Below are 16,173 nucleotides of genomic sequence, written 5' to 3'. Positions count from 1 at the left end.
GACCGAACATTGGGATCCCGAAAATTGGTCACATCATGGCTGACATAAAACCGCCACATTGTACCGTTCCGGGATCGATGTCGCACTTTTGAAAGCGTCGTTACAACACGCCCAGCAGTTATCTCCACTGTTATTTTTTATTCGCTGTAGAAATTCTGCGCGCCGGCAAAATTGTCGAACTTCGTGAATTGGCCGTGGAACGTGAGCCGAACAGGGCCGATCGGACCATTCCGTTGTTTGCCGATGATGATCTCCGCGGTGCCCTTGTCCGGGCTGTCCGGGTTGTACACCTCATCGCGATAAATGAACAGGATGACGTCCGCATCCTGCTCGATAGCGCCGGATTCACGCAAGTCGGACATGATCGGCCGCTTGTTCGGGCGCTGTTCGAGACCCCGGTTGAGCTGCGACAACGCGATCACGGGTACATCGAGCTCTTTGGCGAGACTTTTCAGCGAACGCGATATCTCCGAGATTTCGGTCGCACGGTTCTCGCCCGACGACGAACCGCTCATCAACTGCAAATAGTCGATGATGATCAGACCGAGTTTGCCGCACTGGCGCGACAGCCGACGCGCGCGAGAGCGCAGCTCCATCGGGTTCAGGCCGCCAGTTTCGTCGATGAAAATTTGCGCCTCGCTCATTTTCTGCACCGCGTGCGTGAGCTTCGGCCAATCCTCATCGGTCAGGCGCCCGGTCCGCATGCGGTGCTGGTCGAGCCGGCCAACCGAGCCCAGCATACGCATGGTGAGTTGCGAGCCCGGCATTTCCATGGAGAACACGGCAACGGGCAGGCCGTACTCGACCGCCACGTATTCGCCGACGTTCATCGAAAACGCCGTTTTACCCATCGACGGGCGGCCCGCCACGATGATCAGCTCGCCGCCATGCATACCGGAGGTCATGCGATCCAGATCGACGAAGCCTGTCGGCGTGCCGGTCACGTCACTCGGATTGGCGGTGTGATACAGCGTGTCGATCCGCTCGACCACCTGCGTGAGCAGCGGGCCGATTTCCAGAAAACCTTGCGTGCCGCGCGCGCCGTCTTCGGCGATCGAAAACACCTTCGATTCGGCCTCGTCCAGCAACTGGCGGACTTCCTTGCCTTGCGGATTGAATGCGTCCGCCGAGATTTCGTCAGCCACCGAGACGAGACGGCGCAGCACCGCGCGATCGCGCACGATTTCCGCATAGCGGCGGATATTGGCCGCGCTCGGCGTGTTCTGCGCCAGCGCATTCAGGTAAGCGAGACCGCCGACGTCTTCCGCCTTGCCCGAGGTGCCGAGCGCCTCGTACACGGTAATCACGTCGGCCGGACGCGTCGCCGCAATCAGCTTGCCGATGTGCTCGAAGATGATGCGGTGGTCGTATCGGTAAAAATCGCTCTGCGACAGGAAGTCGGCGATGCGGTCCCATGCCGCGTTGTCGAGCAGCAGGCCGCCCAGCACCGACTGCTCGGCTTCGATCGAATGCGGCGGGACTTTCAGCGACTCGATTTGGGGATCTTTGGACGGTGCGTTCATGGAGAGGAATTATCGGGGTAAATGCGCGCGGAGGGAAATCAAAAACCGATACTTTGATACATCGAAAACGGGCAATAAAAAAGGCAGGGGCCGGTCACCCGGCCCCTGCCTTTTGCCAGTAACGTCCTGGCAGATGCTTATTGATGGTTAGACGCGGTCGGCTTAGACGTGTTCGCCGAGCACAGACACCGTCACATCGACGAGCACGTCGGTGTGCAGCGAGACCTGAACAGCGTGGTCGCCGACCAGCTTCAGCGGGCCTTCCGGCAGACGCACTTGCGCCTTTTCCACTGCGAAGCCTTGCTTGACCAGTGCGTCAGCGATGTCGGCGTTCGTCACCGAGCCGAACAGACGACCGTCGACGCCAGCCTTCTGGCCGATCTGAACCGTCGAACCTGCCAGCTTTTCGCCTTGGGCTTGAGCGGCAGCCAGCTTTTCAGCTGCGGTCTTTTCGAGTTCAGCGCGGCGAACTTCGAATTCAGCCAGGGCTTCCTTCGTTGCACGGCGAGCCTGCTTGTTCGGGATCAGGAAGTTACGTGCGTAACCGTCCTTCACCTTGACGATATCGCCCAGGTTGCCCAGGTTGACGACTTTTTCCAGAAGAATAATTTGCATTCGGATACTCCTTATCGCGTCGTCGGGTTAGGCCTTGTGCTGGTCGGTGTACGGCACCAGCGCGAGGAAACGTGCGCGCTTGATTGCCGTATCCAGCTGGCGTTGATAGTGCGACTTCGTACCCGTGAGACGCGCCGGCGTGATCTTGCCGTTTTCGCCGATGAAGTCTTTCAGCGTTTCGAGGTCTTTGTAGTCGATGTGATCGACGTTAGCGGCCGTGAAACGGCAGAACTTCTTGCGCTTGAAGAGCGGATTTTGTTGCTGACGACGTTTGTCGAATTTCTTACCAGTCGGGCGGGGCATGTTCAGTCCTTTCCAATGTCCTGCAATTCTGTGATGTGAAATACCAGAGTTCTTGCGTTGCGGTGCTTTTTCGCCAGAAAGCCTGTGAAGAGCGTTTCTACGCCCATCTGACAGCCTTCCAGCTTACCGCTCGCCTCGCCTGCGGCTACCGCCTGCATGGTCAGTTCGACTTGCCGGGCAATACCGGCTTCGACGACTTCCGTGCGGTGGTGCAACGTGCAACCTGCAATCGGAACGCCGGCGGGGGTATACCGCACCGGTTCGCGTTCGACGACGCTGGCCGTAAGTTGCAGCCGATTCATGTAACCTTTGGCGAGGGCGACGCTTGATCTGGTAGCTTAAATAGTGTGTCTTAAGCCTGCGCTTCGGACGGTTGCGTAGCAGCCGACTTCTTGGCTTCTTCGCGCTGCACTTCCTTCATCATCGGCGACGGGCCGGTTTCGGCCTTCTTCATCTTGACGATCAGGTGACGCAGAACAGCGTCGTTGAACTTGAATGCGTGTTCCAGCTCGTCGAGCGTGGTTTGGTCGCATTCGATGTTCATGCAGACGTAGTGAGCCTTCGCGAGTTTCTCGATCATGTAGGCCAGTTGGCGACGGCCCCAGTCTTCGATACGGTGGATCTGGCCACCGTGCGAGGTGATCGTGCTCTTGTAACGCTCGATCATGGCGGGCACTTGCTCGCTCTGATCGGGGTGCACAATAAAGACGATTTCATAATGACGCATACACACTCCTTGTGGACTTGTGGATTAGAGCCACCCGGGCGTCTGAACCGGTGTGGCAAGTGAGAAGCCAAAGAGTGTAACCCGATTGGGGCCGGGTTGCAAGATATCCCGTTAATGCAACGCACGAATCGGTTGTGTTTTCAAGGGTTTAGGACAAAGCGGACAAAGCGGACGAGAGGTCGCCACCCATGCGCGCCCAACAACATCCCCGCCGGATCGCGCACGGGAGTCCCGCTCAGCCCCCCTCGGTTTGCTCGCTGCCGCCCGCCAGGCGGTCTTTCAGCGACTTTTCAAGGCCGCTGAGCGCATCCGGCGCGGCATCCGTGACGGCCCACCAGGTCATCCCCTGCGCGCTCCAGTGCGCGAGCGAGTAACCCTCGCGGGTCTGCGCCACCGAAGGCCCGGCGACCGCTTCCCGGCCAGCATTGCCGGAGCGCGCTTCCGGAAACACGTAGACGTCGATAACGTGCTTCTGATAGCGGTACACCAACACCGCCACCCGCTGATGCGCGATGTAATCCAGGCGGCCGCCTTCAAGCGGAAAACCGTTCGCCGCGAGGTCCTCGACCGGCGGCGAATAGTCGATCCGGCCATTGAACCACGGCTTGACCGTGTGCCGATCGGTCGAAATGACGTCGATGTCGTGACCGGACATTTGCGCCCGCACATGGCTTTCGACCAGTTCGTCGGCGAACGGGCCGACTTGCGCCGGACGATGCAGGCTCATAGTCACGCCGACCGCCGCCGCGCCGAGCGCGACAACCAATGCAACGAGCCAGCCCTGCCCGATAGTTGCGGCGGTGCCCACGCCCCCGCCGGACAGGCCCATCGCGCCTTGCGGACGCCGCCAGCTATTCAGCCAGTCACCCAGCCGGCTTCGCTTCGGCCTGGGCTGTGTGGCGCCCCGTGCGGCTTCGATGGGCTCATGGGCAGCGGTATCGCCCTCCGGGAGCGCCGCAAGAATCCGTGCCCGAAGGGCATCCGGCGCGCGGTGATAAGGTTGTGCGCGCAGCGAAGCACTCAACGCATGCAGATTTTCGCTTTCGTGCCGGCAAGCGTCGCAGCTGTCGATGTGTTGCTGGACGCGCTGAGCGTCCGGCGCGGGCAATTCGTGGTCGGCGTTTGCATCAAGGAGCGGCCGGGCTTCGTTACAGTCCATCTGGCGTCTCCTGAGTTAAACCGGCGGCGCTTGCACCGGGGGTGTTGGATGGCCGGGCGTTGGAAGCCGCCCGAAGTGGCGTGACAGAAGCCGTGGGCGCCGCGCATACGCCCGGCGTCGCGGCACGCGGCGGCCCGCCTCCCGGACGCCCGGACGCCTGCTTCGCCGTCAGCAGCGCAGCCAGCTTGCGTCTGCCCCGTGCAAGCCGCGACATCACCGTGCCGATCGGCACATCGGCCACCATCGCGATCTCGCGATAACCCATTTCCTCAAGCTCCCGCAGTATCAGCACCTCGCGATACTCGACCGACAACTGCGCGAGCGCCTCGTGCACGAGCTTTGTATCTTCGTTGCGAATCAGGAGCGTCTGCGGATCGGCCCCGCCCGCGCTCCAGCCGTCGAACGTCGCGTCGTCCATGGTGTCGTCGAACTCGACCACCTCGTGCGACGACGCCCTCCGCCGCCATTCCGTGTACCAGGTGCGGCGCACGATCGCGAGCAGCCACGGCCGCGCCGAGTCGCCCCGGAAGGTGTCGAAGAAGCGGAACGCGCGCATGAACGCTTCCTGCACCACGTCGTCGGCATCGTTGGGGTTGCCGCACAACCAGCGCGCAAGGTTGTACGCGGCGTCGAGGTGCGGCAGCGCCAGTTGCTGGAAACGGCGGCTGCGCGCCGCGTCGTCGTGCGCGCCAGCGGCATTTGAATCGGGTTGACCCACCTCGGCCCTCCGGGGCATTGCGGCTACGCTGTGTGACTCGTCTTCACAACATGACCGGTCACAGACCGAGTTTATTCCCGCGCTTGCATGGAATCTGCAAAAAAAGCGGCAAAGACCTTGCACCGCGGCTCACGGCACGAAACGCTGAACGGCACGATCACGGCGGCTTGAGCGAAAAAGCCGGCACGGCCCCCCAAGCGCTAGTAAGTCGGGCGATTCCAGTAATCCTCGCTGGCATACACCTCTTTCAGATAGTCGATGAAGTAGCGCACCTTGGCCGGCACATAACGCTGCTGCGGATACACCGCAAGGATGTCGTAGTCGGGCAGCGCGAATTCATCCAGCACGGTTTCCAGTTCGCCGCGCGCCAGTTGCTGCTGGATTTCCCATGTGGAGCGCCAGCCGAGCCCGAGCCCTTCGGATACCCAGCGATGCAGCAGCTCGCCGTCGTTGCAGTCGAGCGTGCCGCCCACCCGCACCGTCGCAAGTTTGCCGTTGCGGCGGAAGTACCAGCCGCGGTTCTGCCCGCCTTGCAGGTTGAACGCCAGGCAGTTGTGCTGCGGCAGATCTTCGAGCGTTTTCGGCTTGCCGTACTCGCGGAAATATTCCGGTGTGCCGCACACCACGCGCCGGTTCGACGCCAGCTTCACCGCGACGAAATTCGGATCGACCGCGCCACCGATCCGGATCGACAGGTCGTAACCCTCGCGCACCAGATCCACGACCCGGTCGGTCAGGTTGAACGACACCTGCAATTCGGGCTTGTCGGCGAGAAAAGGCGGCGCGAGCGGCGCAACATGCTTGCGCCCGAATGCGGCCGGCGCCGACACGATCAGATGGCCGTTCACCGCGCGCCGTCCTGCGCTCAGTTCGTTTTCCGCCTGGTCCCATTCGGTCAGCAGGCCGCGGCAGCGCTCGAGAAACGCCGCGCCGTCTTCGCTGACGACGAGGCGCCGCGTCGAACGGTACATCAGCTTCACGCCGAGGCGCTTTTCCAGCGCGTCGATGCGGCGCCCGAGAATCACCGGCGACACGCCCTCTTCCAGCGCGGCCGCCGCAAGACTGCCTGCATCGGCGACGCGCACGAAAGTTTCGATCTGTTTGAAGCGGTCCATTTTTGTCTCCTGTCGACCGGAGTTGGCGCTTTGGCGCTTACTCCGGTCCCACGCAAGCGGGTTGCAACCGCCTTGTGTCTCATTTCGCGCCCCGAGGCCTGCGGCTCAGGGTTCATAGCTTGCGGCTTTCGAGTCGCAACTCCTGCCCTCTCTGCGCGCCGCACCGCAAGCGTCGCGCACAGCGCCCGCCCATCCGGCCCTGCAAAGTCACCCGCCATTCCATACTTTTTGTTTCGAAATAAGCGACCTGGACTGATCTTATCAAACCTTTAGGTGAAGCCTACAGTTCGATCAACACCTTTTGGTTTGCACATCCGTCAGCGAATTCGTTAGCCGACCATTCGCCCACTCAAGACATTCAGGAGACATTCATGGCCAAGATGAGAGCCGTCGACGCAGCCGTGCTGGTGCTCGAAAAAGAAGGCATCAACACCGCATTCGGCGTTCCGGGCGCAGCAATCAACCCGTTCTACTCGGCCATGCGCAAGGCAGGCAGCATCAGCCACGTGCTGGCGCGTCACGTCGAAGGCGCGTCGCACATGGCCGAAGGCTATACGCGCGCCCAGCCGGGCAACATCGGTGTATGTATCGGCACGTCAGGCCCCGCCGGCACCGACATGATCACCGGTTTGTACTCCGCTCAGGCCGACTCGATTCCTATTCTCGCTATCACGGGCCAGGCGCCGCGCGCGCGTCTGTACAAGGAAGACTTCCAGGCCGTCGATATCGAATCGATCGCCAAACCCGTCACCAAGTGGGCCGTCACCGTGCGTGAGCCGGCTCTCGTGCCGCGCGTGTTCCAGCAGGCATTCCACCTGATGCGCTCGGGCCGTCCGGGTCCGGTACTGGTCGACCTGCCGATCGACGTGCAGCTCGCCGAAATCGAATTCGACATCGACACGTACGAACCGCTGCCGGTCTACAAGCCGAAAGCGACGCGCAAGCAGATCGAAGCCGCGCTGAAGATGCTCAACGAGGCTGAAAAGCCGTTGATCGTCTCGGGTGGTGGCGTGCTCAACGCAGCCGCTGAAGACCTGTTGGTCGAATTCGCCGAAACCATCGGCGTGCCGGTGATCCCGACGCTGATGTCGTGGGGTGCGATTCCTGACGACCATCCGCTGATGGCCGGCATGGTCGGCTTGCAAACCTCGCACCGCTACGGCAACGCGACGATGCTCGCCTCCGACTTCGTGCTCGGCATCGGTAACCGCTGGGCGAACCGTCACACGGGCAGCGTCGAGGTTTATACCAAGGGCCGTAAGTTCGTGCATGTGGACATCGAGCCGACGCAGATCGGCCGCGTGTTCGGACCGGACCTGGGCATCGTGTCGGACGCGAAATTCGCGCTCGAACTGTTCGTCGAAGTGGCGAAGGAATGGAAGGCCGCCGGCAAGCTGAAGGATCGCAGCGCGTGGGTTGCCGATTGCCAGCAACGCAAGCAGACGATGCACCGCAAGACACACTTCGACAACGTGCCGATGAAGCCGCAGCGCGTGTACGAAGAGATGAACCAGGTGTTCGGCCGCGATACCTGCTACGTGAGCACGATCGGTTTGTCGCAGATCGCCGGCGCGCAATTCCTGCACGTCTACAAGGCGCGCAACTGGATCAACTGCGGTCAGGCCGGCCCGCTGGGCTGGACGATTCCGGCAGCACTCGGTGTGCGTGCAGCCGACCCGCAACGTCCGATCGTCGCACTCTCGGGCGACTACGACTTCCAGTTCATGATCGAAGAACTGGCAGCCGGCGCGCAATTCAAGCTGCCGTACGTGCATGTGGTGGTGAACAACTCGTACCTCGGCTTGATCCGTCAGGCACAGCGCGCGTTCGATATGGACTTCTGCGTGCAGCTTGGCTTCGAGAACATCAACGCCCCGGAAATGAATGGCTACGGCGTAGACCACGTCGCGGTTGCTGAAGGCCTGGGTTGCAAGGCGATCCGCGTGTTCAAGCCGGAAGAACTGAAGCCGGCGCTCCTGAAAGCGCAATCGATGCTCTCCGAGTTCAACGTGCCGGTGATCGTCGAAGTGATCCTCGAACGTGTGACCAACATTTCGATGGGCACCGAGATCGACGCGATCAACGAGTTCGAAGAACTGGCCGAGAAGCGCCAAGATGCACCGACGGCAATCAGCATGCTCGATTGAGATTTCTGACTTTGCAGTAGATGAGCGCGATTCAGCAGCGTAGCAATTCAACGCAACTGAATCGCCTCATGAAGTTATTCCACTGACCGACCAGCGAGACACAAGCGCCATGCCGAAATTTGCAGCGAATCTCACCATGCTGTTCAACGAAGTCCCGTTCCTCGACCGCTTTGCGGCAGCAGCGGACGCGGGCTTCAATGCCGTCGAATTCCTGTTTCCGTATCCGTATCAGATCGCTGAATTGAGCGAACGTCTGCAGCAGAACCGTTTGAAGCTCGTGCTGCACAACCTGCCCGCGGGCAACTGGGAAACGGGTGAACGCGGCATCGCGTGCCTGCCGGATCGCGTGAGTGAGTTTCAGGAAGGTGTCGGCCGTGCGATCGAATACGCGAAGGCCCTGAAGGTGCCGCAACTGAACTGCCTCGTCGGTATTCCGACGGCAGGCGTCGATGCGGACAAAGCACGCTCGACGATCGTCGACAACCTGCGCTTCGCCGCGGGCGAACTGAAGAAAGCCGGCATCAAGCTGCTGGTCGAGCCGTGCAATTCGTACGACATCCCCGGCTTCGCGCTGAACCGTTCGGGCGAAGGCCTCGACGTGATTCGCGCGGTGGGTTCGGACAATCTGTTCCTGCAATACGACATCTATCACATGCAACGGATGGAAGGCGAACTCGCGGCAACGATCAAAAAGAATCTGCCGCAGATCGCGCACATTCAGCTCGCCGACAACCCGGGCCGTAACGAACCGGGCACCGGCGAAATCAACTACCCGTTCCTGTTCGACCTGCTCGATTCGCTCGGCTACGAAGGCTACGTCGGTTGCGAATACAAGCCGCGCACGACCACGGCCGCCGGTCTCGGCTGGGTGCAGAGCGTGGCCGGGCAAACCCGCGGCGCAGCCCACGCCGCTGCCTGATCGATTCATTGATCACCTCATCGATCAAATCAGGCACACCACGCCCCGAAGGACGTCCCTTTGGGCGACCCCCAACAACACTGGAGATTTAGACACATGGCAAAGATCGGTTTCATCGGCCTCGGCATCATGGGCGCGCACATGGCGCGCAACCTCATCAAGGGCGGCCACACGCTGTTCGTGAATGGCGCGTACCCGGTGCCGGAAGATCTGAGCAAAAGTGCGAGCGTCGTCGCCAATTCGACGGCTGTCGCACAAGCCGCCGACATCGTCATCATCATGGTGCCGGACACGCCTGACGTCGCCAACGTGCTGTTCGCCGACGACGGCGTCGCCGCCGGCCTCACGCAGGGCAAGCTCGTGATCGACATGAGCTCGATCTCGCCGCTCGACACGCAAGCCTTCGCGAAGAAGATCAACGCGCTCGGCGCTGACTACCTCGATGCGCCGGTGTCCGGCGGTGAAGTCGGCGCGCGTGAAGCGTCGCTGACGATCATGGTGGGTGGCCCGGAAAAGGCTTTTGCATTGGCAAAGCCGCTGTTCGACCTGATGGGCAAGAACATCTCGCTGATCGGCGACAACGGCGCGGGTCAAACCTGCAAGGTCGCGAACCAGATCATCGTCGCGCTGAACATCGAAGCGGTTGCTGAAGCACTGCTGTTCGCTTCGCGCTCGGGCGCCGATCCGGAACGTGTGCGCAAGGCATTGATGGGCGGCTTCGCTTCGTCGCGCATTCTCGAAGTGCATGGCGAGCGCATGACCAAGCGTACGTTCGATCCGGGCTTCCGCATCGAACTGCACCAGAAGGATCTGAACCTCGCACTGGACGGCGCACGCAAGCTCGGCATCGCCCTGCCGCATACGGCAAGCGCGCAACAACTGTTCAGCGTGTGCGCAGCCAACGGCGGCAAGGCCTGGGATCACTCGGCGATGGTGCGTGCGCTGGAAATCATGGCGAACTACGAAGTCGCGCAAGCGCCGGGCAGCGAAGCCAAGGCGGCTTGATACATCGAGTAGCAATGCAGGTTGTCATGGTCGTTGCAACGTCATCGTCATGGCAATCGAAGGTGGGGCGCTCTTTGCGTCGTGCGGTATGCACGGCGCAAAGAGCAAATCGTGCCGCTCTGGGCTGAGAGCGGCAAGTGGGGTCCGCAGCGGCACCCGGCGGCGCCGGGGAAGCCTTGGTCGGTCAGACGTCGTCGTCGGGTGTCCGGCTGTCGGATTTCAAACTTATGCGTTTTCCGCCAATCTCTCGCGGCGGCTGCACCATGCATGCCGCCCGCTTGCACGTCTGTTTGCATTTGCTTGCAACTGCGTGCGTCCGTTTGCCGCCTCGCCGACCTTTTTTGACACATCCCTCCGCACTTTTCTCCTACACTCGTTGAACCTGGTTGCGGGCGCATCAGCGTTCAAGTGCAGCTTGCCGATCGTGGCAAAGCATGCCCTCTGCTTCATTCGCCCGATTCCCAATCAGTGTTCAACCCGTAAGCGGAATGTGCTTGCGCCAGTAACCCATCTGCAAAGGATTCAGAATGAGCATCTTTGGTGACATCGTAAACAAGCTCTTCGGCAAAGCGAAGCCCGACCAGCCTGCGCCTGCGGTTGAGCCGACGCCGGATCCGGCTGCGGCGCAAGCTGCTGCACCGGCGGCTACACCGGCGCCCCAGCCGCTGGCCGACGTCGACGTTGCTGTCGTCATGGACCAGTTCGTGAGTGAGAGCGGGCAAACGTTGAACTGGCGCACGTCGATCGTCGACACGCTGAAAGCGCTCGGCGTCGACAGCAGCCTCGAACATCGCAAGCAGCTCGCACAGGAGTTGAAGTACAGCGGCGACACGAACGATTCGGCGAGCATGAACATCTGGCTGCACAAACAGGTGATGCAAGCGCTGGCGGCGAACGGCGGGAAGTTGCCTCCGGATCTGGCGGCCTAAGGGCTTGCCGGCGTCGCCTGTTTCCGGCGATAGCGATAAATCTTAAGCTGAAACGACAACGCGGCGCTCGGGTCGAAGACCTTGGCGCCGCGTTGTCATTCAAGCTTCATGTTCGGGACACGGTTCTGACTTTGAACCGGGCCGCCCGCGCTAAATCAATCAGTACGTATCGAAAGTCTTCTGCAACGCAACCGGCCCCGTGCCGCCCGCGGCCAGTGCGAGCATCAGCAGAACCCGCGCCTTGTATGGATTCAGCGAGCCTGCGCTGATGAAACCGAGCGCATCGTCCGCGGCTGCACCATTGCGCATCACGTGGCCTGAGCCCACGCGCGACGAACGCACCACCGCCACGCCTTGCGAGGCCGCGTCGGCCAATGCCTGTTGCATGGAAACGTGAATCGAGCCGTTGCCGGTGCCCGCCACCACGATACCGCGCACGCCCGCTGCCACCAGCGCATCCACGGCGATCCGCGAGACGCCTGCATAGCTCGCGACAACCTCCACATGCGGCCACTTCGCGCCGATCACGAATTCGGCCGCGAGCGTATGCGGGCGCACCACGCTGCGCTGGAATTCGACGCGGCCGTCCTGCACCCAGCCGAGCGCACCGATTTCCGGTGAGTGGAAGGCATCCACGGCATACGTGCTTGTCTTGACCACGTCGCGTGCACTGTGAATCTTGTTGTTGAAGGCCACCAGCACGCCCTGCCCGCGCGAACCCGGGTGCGCCGCAACCGTCACGGCATTCAGCAGATTCAACGGACCATCGGCGGACAGTGCCGATGCCGGGCGCATTGCCGCAGTCAGCACGACCGGCTTGTCCGACTTGATCGTCAGATGCAGCAGATAAGCGGTTTCTTCGAGTGTATCGGTGCCATGCGTGACCACCACGCCGTCGACGTCATCGGTGGCAAGCAGCGTGTTGATGCGTTGCGCGAGCGTGGTCCATAGCGGCATCGCCATGTCTTTACTGTCTACGCTGGCAATCTGTTCGGGCGCGATCCGCGCGACCGTAGACAAGGCCGGCACCACGGCCAGCAATTGCTCGACGCCGACCACACCCGCCTGGTAGCCGGACGTGTTGGTGGCGTCCGCGGCTGCCCCGGCGATCGTGCCGCCGGTTGCCAGCACGGCGATGCGCGGCAGCTGAGGCGTTGCGCCTTCGTCGGAAGGCGTCGCGGAAGAGGAAGTCGAAGTATTCATGGCGGCGATTGTAAGCGATGCGCCGCACGTCGCCATGCGTGAAAAAAATGGATGCCCGTTCGTTTTGGATTGCCAGGACGCTCAAACGGCGGATTCGGACCAGTCGGCGCGCCGCTAAACCGCACGGGTGAGTTACACCAGGGGATCGAGCCGGATCGTGACGAACCGGCTCCGCGTCAAACCGCCTCGCGCAGTTGTGCCGCGATGTCCGCTTCGTTCAACTGCGGCGCGAACATTTCGATCAGCCGGTACGCATACGCACGCAGGAATGCGCCCTTGCGCAAACCGACCCGCGTCGTGCTCGCCTCGAACAGATGCTGCGTATCCAGCGCGACCAGTTCCGAGTCGCGCTTCGGATCGTAGGCCATAGCCGCGACCACGCCGATGCCCATGCCGAGTTCGACGTAGGTCTTGATCACGTCGGCATCGATGGCGGTCAACACGACGTCAGGCAGCGCGCCCGCTTTTGCGAACGCCTGGTCGATGTGCGAGCGGCCCGTAAAGTCCTGGTCGTACGTGACGATCGGGAATTCGGCGATCTCGTCGAGCGTCAGATTCTCGCGTCCCACCAGCGGATGGCCCTTCGGCACCACCACGATGTGATGCCACGAATAGCACGGGAACGTGACGATATCCGGGAAGCGGTCAAGTGCTTCCGTCGAAATACCGATATCCGCTTCGCCGTTGATAATCATCTGCGCGATCTGTTGCGGGCTGCCCTGGCGCAACGCCAGATGCACCTTCGGGAATACCTCGGTGAACTGACGAATCACCTTCGGCAGCGCGTAACGCGCCTGCGTGTGAGTCGTTGCTACGACGAGGTGCCCGCTGTCCTGATCGGCATACTGGCGTGCGACGCGGCGCAGATTCTCCGCATCGAGCAACATCCGCTCGATCAACTGATGCACCGCCTTGCCCGGCTCGGTGAGGCCCGTCAGGCGCTTGCCGCGCCGGATGAAAATATCGACGCCGAGCTCGTCTTCCAGATCCTTGATCTGTTTCGATACGCCCGATTGCGACGTGTACAACGCATTCGCCACCTCAGTCAGATTCATGTTCTGACGCACGGCCTCGCGCACGAAGCGCAATTGCTGGAAGTTCATCTGTAGATCTCCGGTTAAGCCAGAGTTGAGTTATTAGAGTTTGATCGAAACACCGAGTATTGTCGCGCTGCTTAAGGCACTGCCTGCCGCATCGTTCATTGCGCTGGAAATACGCGCAACGCGCGCGGCACGGCGGTCACGCCGTCGCCGATCGCCAGTTGCAGATCGCGCCACGATTCGCGATCGAGTTCCGCTTCGAGCACATTGCCCTCACGGCCCGCCAGTTCCACACGCACCGAGCCGCCGAGCGTCACCACGCGCCGCACATCGACCACAATGCCTTCGCGGTGGCCAGACGCTTGAGGATACAACTGCAGATCGTGCGGACGTACATAGGCAAACGCCGGCCCACTGAAATCGGCCTTGATCGCGACCGGCAACGCCGCGCCGTCGACCACGAAACCACTCGCATCCACCTTGCCATGCAGACGGTTCGCCGCGCCGAGAAACTCGTAGACGAACGAGGTTTGCGGATGGTCGTACACGTCCTGCGGACTGCCCACCTGCTCCACATGCCCGCGATTCAACACTACGATACGGTCGGCTACTTCGAGCGCTTCTTCCTGATCGTGCGTGACGAAAATCGTCGAGATATGCAGATCGTCATGCAAACGACGCAGCCAGCTGCGCAATTCCTTGCGCACCTTTGCATCCAGCGCGCCGAACGGTTCGTCGAGCAACAGCACCTTAGGTTCGACAGCCAGCGCGCGCGCCAACGCAATGCGCTGCCGCTGACCGCCCGACAATTCCGACGGATAGCGCTGCGCGAGCCAGTCGAGTTGCACGAGTTTCAGCAGTTCATGCACCTTCTCGCGAATCACCGCTTCCGAAGGCCGCTCCTTACGGGGCTTCACACGCAGGCCGAACGCGACGTTCTCGAACACCGTCATATGACGGAACAGTGCGTAATGCTGGAACACGAAGCCGACTTCACGCTCACGCGCGCCAACCGTTGCGACGTCCTGGCCTTGCAGCACGACCTGGCCCCCGTCCGCATATTCGAGCCCGGCAATCACACGCAACAAGGTGGTCTTGCCACAACCCGACGGCCCGAGCAGCGCAACCAGTTCGCCCGGCGGAAAGTCGAGCGAAACGTTATCCAGCGCGACAAAATCTCCGAAGCGCTTTTGCAGGTTACGAACGGTGATACCCATTACAGCTCTCCTTGCTTGAGCGCGTGTTGCCTTGATTGTTGCTGCAGTGCATGCGTTGCATTGCCGGACTGTGAAGCGGGTGTCAGCGCAACAGGCCCTGCGTACGCCGGCACATCGCGCGCAGCAGACAGTTCCGCCGACATATGGCGCTCGGCGAGCAGCTTCAGACCCAGCGTCACGAGTGCCAGTAAGGCCAGCACCGACGCCACGGCGAACGCCGCCGAGAAGTTGTATTCGTTATAGAGAATTTCGACGTGCAGCGGCATCGTGTCGGTCTGGCCGCGAATGTGCCCGGACACCACCGACACCGCGCCGAACTCACCCATCGCCCGCGCATTACACAGAATCACGCCGTACAGCAGACCCCATTTGACGTTCGGCAGCGTGACGCGGCGAAAGATCTGCCAACCCGATGCGCCAAGCACGTGCGCGGCTTCTTCTTCATCGTTGCCTTGCGCCTGCATCAGCGGAATCAGTTCACGCGCGACGAACGGGAACGTGACGAAGATCGTCGCCAGCACGATGCCAGGCACCGCGAAGATGATCTGCACGTCATGTTCCTGCAGCCACGGACCGAACCAGCCCTGCGCGCCGAACATCAGCACGTAGATCAAACCGGAAATCACCGGAGAGACCGAGAACGGCAGATCGATCAACGTGGTCAGCAACGCCTTGCCGCGGAACTCGAACTTGGCGATACACCATGAAGCAGCGAGACCGAACACGAGATTCAGCGGCACCGCAATCGCGGCCGTAATCACGGTGAGCTTGATTGCCGACAATGCATCCGGATCGGCAAGCGATTCCAGATAGAAACCGATGCCCTTGCTCAAGGCCTGATAGAACACGGCGACGAGCGGCACGACCAGAAACAGCGCGAGAAACAGCAACGCGATGCCGGTCAGAATCCAGCGCACGACAGGCGGCTCGGTGACCGGATCGGGCCGGCGCGCGACATTGAGCGGCGCGCGCGGCGCCGCGGCGACCGCGGCCGTACCGGGACCCTTCACGGAATTCACAGAATCGCGGCTCATTGCGCACCTCCGCCAACACCGATCGCCGCCACACTCGCAACCGCAGGCGCAGGACCCGCACCGCCGCGACCCGTCCGACGCTGCAGATACCACTGCAGCGTATTGATGAACAACAGCATGAGAAACGACACCACCAACATCACGACCGCGATGGCCGTGGCCCCGGCGTAATCGTATTGTTCGAGCTTGGTAATGATCAGCAACGACGTGATTTCCGATTTCATCGGCACGTTACCGGCGATGAAAATCACCGACCCGTACTCGCCGAGTGCCCGCGCGAACGCCAGCGCGAAACCGGTCAGCAAGGCGGGGAACACTGCCGGCAGCACCACGCGGCGAAAGGTCAGCCAGCGCGAGGCGCCGAGGCACGCAGCGGCCTCTTCCTGCTCACGTTCGAACTCTTCGAGCACCGGCTGCACAGTCCGCACGACGAACGGCAAACCGATAAAAGTCAGCGCGATCAGCACGCCGGCCGGCGTAAAGGCGATCTTGATACCGAGCGGTTCGAGAAACTGCCCG

The 16,173-nt window shown here is 61.6% G+C and carries 17 protein-coding genes; 4 read left to right on the top strand and 13 right to left on the bottom strand.

Annotated features, from left to right (window positions below; genetic code table 11):
- Positions 1-137: 137 nt before the first annotated feature.
- From VFE81_RS02040 to VFE81_RS02005, 8 genes are all read right to left on the bottom strand, one after another.
- A complete protein-coding gene (locus tag VFE81_RS02040) occupies positions 138-1,523 on the bottom strand; it encodes a replicative DNA helicase (protein WP_325042993.1) in 1,386 nt (461 codons plus the stop codon).
- 162 nt (positions 1,524-1,685) lie between these two features.
- Positions 1,686-2,138, bottom strand: coding sequence for a 50S ribosomal protein L9 (gene rplI / locus VFE81_RS02035; RefSeq protein WP_325042992.1), 453 nt, complete (start codon positions 2,136-2,138; stop codon positions 1,686-1,688).
- A 27-nt stretch (positions 2,139-2,165) separates the two neighbouring features.
- Complete coding sequence (rpsR, locus tag VFE81_RS02030; RefSeq protein ID WP_012432802.1) at positions 2,166-2,441, bottom strand: 30S ribosomal protein S18; 276 nt, start codon at positions 2,439-2,441, stop codon at positions 2,166-2,168.
- 2 nt (positions 2,442-2,443) lie between these two features.
- Positions 2,444-2,743, bottom strand: a complete 300-nt coding sequence (gene priB / locus VFE81_RS02025) for a primosomal replication protein N (protein ID WP_028196682.1) — start codon at positions 2,741-2,743, stop codon at positions 2,444-2,446.
- Between the two features lie 50 nt (positions 2,744-2,793).
- Positions 2,794-3,168 carry a 30S ribosomal protein S6 gene (gene rpsF, locus VFE81_RS02020; RefSeq protein WP_006048823.1) on the bottom strand — a complete coding sequence of 125 codons (375 nt, stop codon included), beginning with the start codon at positions 3,166-3,168 and terminating at the stop codon, positions 2,794-2,796.
- Positions 3,169-3,403: 235 nt separating this feature from the next.
- Positions 3,404-4,327: an anti-sigma factor gene (locus VFE81_RS02015; protein ID WP_325042991.1), complete on the bottom strand. Its 924-nt coding sequence runs from the start codon at positions 4,325-4,327 to the stop codon at positions 3,404-3,406.
- A complete protein-coding gene (locus tag VFE81_RS02010) occupies positions 4,317-5,045 on the bottom strand; it encodes an RNA polymerase sigma factor (RefSeq protein WP_325042990.1) in 729 nt (242 codons plus the stop codon). The genes VFE81_RS02015 and VFE81_RS02010 overlap by 11 nt, the downstream gene beginning before the upstream one ends.
- A 200-nt stretch (positions 5,046-5,245) precedes the next feature.
- Complete coding sequence (locus VFE81_RS02005) at positions 5,246-6,160, bottom strand: LysR family transcriptional regulator (RefSeq protein ID WP_325042989.1); 915 nt, start codon at positions 6,158-6,160, stop codon at positions 5,246-5,248.
- A 371-nt stretch (positions 6,161-6,531) separates the two neighbouring features.
- Between VFE81_RS02005 and gcl the strand changes: the two genes are divergently transcribed.
- The 4 genes from gcl to VFE81_RS01985 all read left to right on the top strand — a co-directional run bounded on the left by gcl (position 6,532) and on the right by VFE81_RS01985 (position 11,160).
- A complete protein-coding gene (gene gcl, locus VFE81_RS02000) occupies positions 6,532-8,307 on the top strand; it encodes a glyoxylate carboligase (RefSeq protein ID WP_325042988.1) in 1,776 nt (591 codons plus the stop codon).
- Between the two features lie 109 nt (positions 8,308-8,416).
- A complete protein-coding gene (gene hyi / locus VFE81_RS01995) occupies positions 8,417-9,226 on the top strand; it encodes a hydroxypyruvate isomerase (RefSeq protein WP_325042987.1) in 810 nt (269 codons plus the stop codon).
- A 96-nt stretch (positions 9,227-9,322) separates the two neighbouring features.
- A complete protein-coding gene (locus tag VFE81_RS01990; protein ID WP_325042986.1) occupies positions 9,323-10,231 on the top strand; it encodes a 2-hydroxy-3-oxopropionate reductase in 909 nt (302 codons plus the stop codon).
- 527 nt (positions 10,232-10,758) lie between these two features.
- Positions 10,759-11,160, top strand: a complete 402-nt coding sequence (locus VFE81_RS01985) for a DUF3597 domain-containing protein (protein ID WP_325042985.1) — start codon at positions 10,759-10,761, stop codon at positions 11,158-11,160.
- 159 nt (positions 11,161-11,319) lie between these two features.
- Here the strand turns inward: VFE81_RS01985 and VFE81_RS01980 are convergent, their stop codons facing one another.
- The 5 genes from VFE81_RS01980 to cysT form a co-directional block, all read right to left on the bottom strand.
- Positions 11,320-12,363, bottom strand: coding sequence for an asparaginase (locus VFE81_RS01980; protein ID WP_325042984.1), 1,044 nt, complete (start codon positions 12,361-12,363; stop codon positions 11,320-11,322).
- 176 nt (positions 12,364-12,539) lie between these two features.
- Complete coding sequence (locus VFE81_RS01975) at positions 12,540-13,466, bottom strand: CysB family HTH-type transcriptional regulator (protein ID WP_325042983.1); 927 nt, start codon at positions 13,464-13,466, stop codon at positions 12,540-12,542.
- 95 nt (positions 13,467-13,561) lie between these two features.
- Entirely contained in the window at positions 13,562-14,620 is a 1,059-nt protein-coding gene (locus VFE81_RS01970; protein WP_120291561.1) for a sulfate/molybdate ABC transporter ATP-binding protein, read from the bottom strand.
- Positions 14,620-15,654, bottom strand: coding sequence for a sulfate ABC transporter permease subunit CysW (cysW, locus tag VFE81_RS01965; protein ID WP_325042982.1), 1,035 nt, complete (start codon positions 15,652-15,654; stop codon positions 14,620-14,622). The genes VFE81_RS01970 and cysW overlap by 1 nt, the downstream gene beginning before the upstream one ends.
- Positions 15,651-16,173: sulfate ABC transporter permease subunit CysT (gene cysT, locus VFE81_RS01960; RefSeq protein ID WP_325042981.1), on the bottom strand; the 523-nt coding region annotated here is incomplete at its 5' end. The genes cysW and cysT, both read right to left, overlap by 4 nt.

This window comes from Paraburkholderia sp. (assembly GCF_035656215.1).
GTDB lineage: Bacteria > Pseudomonadota > Gammaproteobacteria > Burkholderiales > Burkholderiaceae > Paraburkholderia.
Note: the sequence above shows the minus strand (reverse complement) of the source record. Positions and strands in the feature narration are given on the sequence as shown.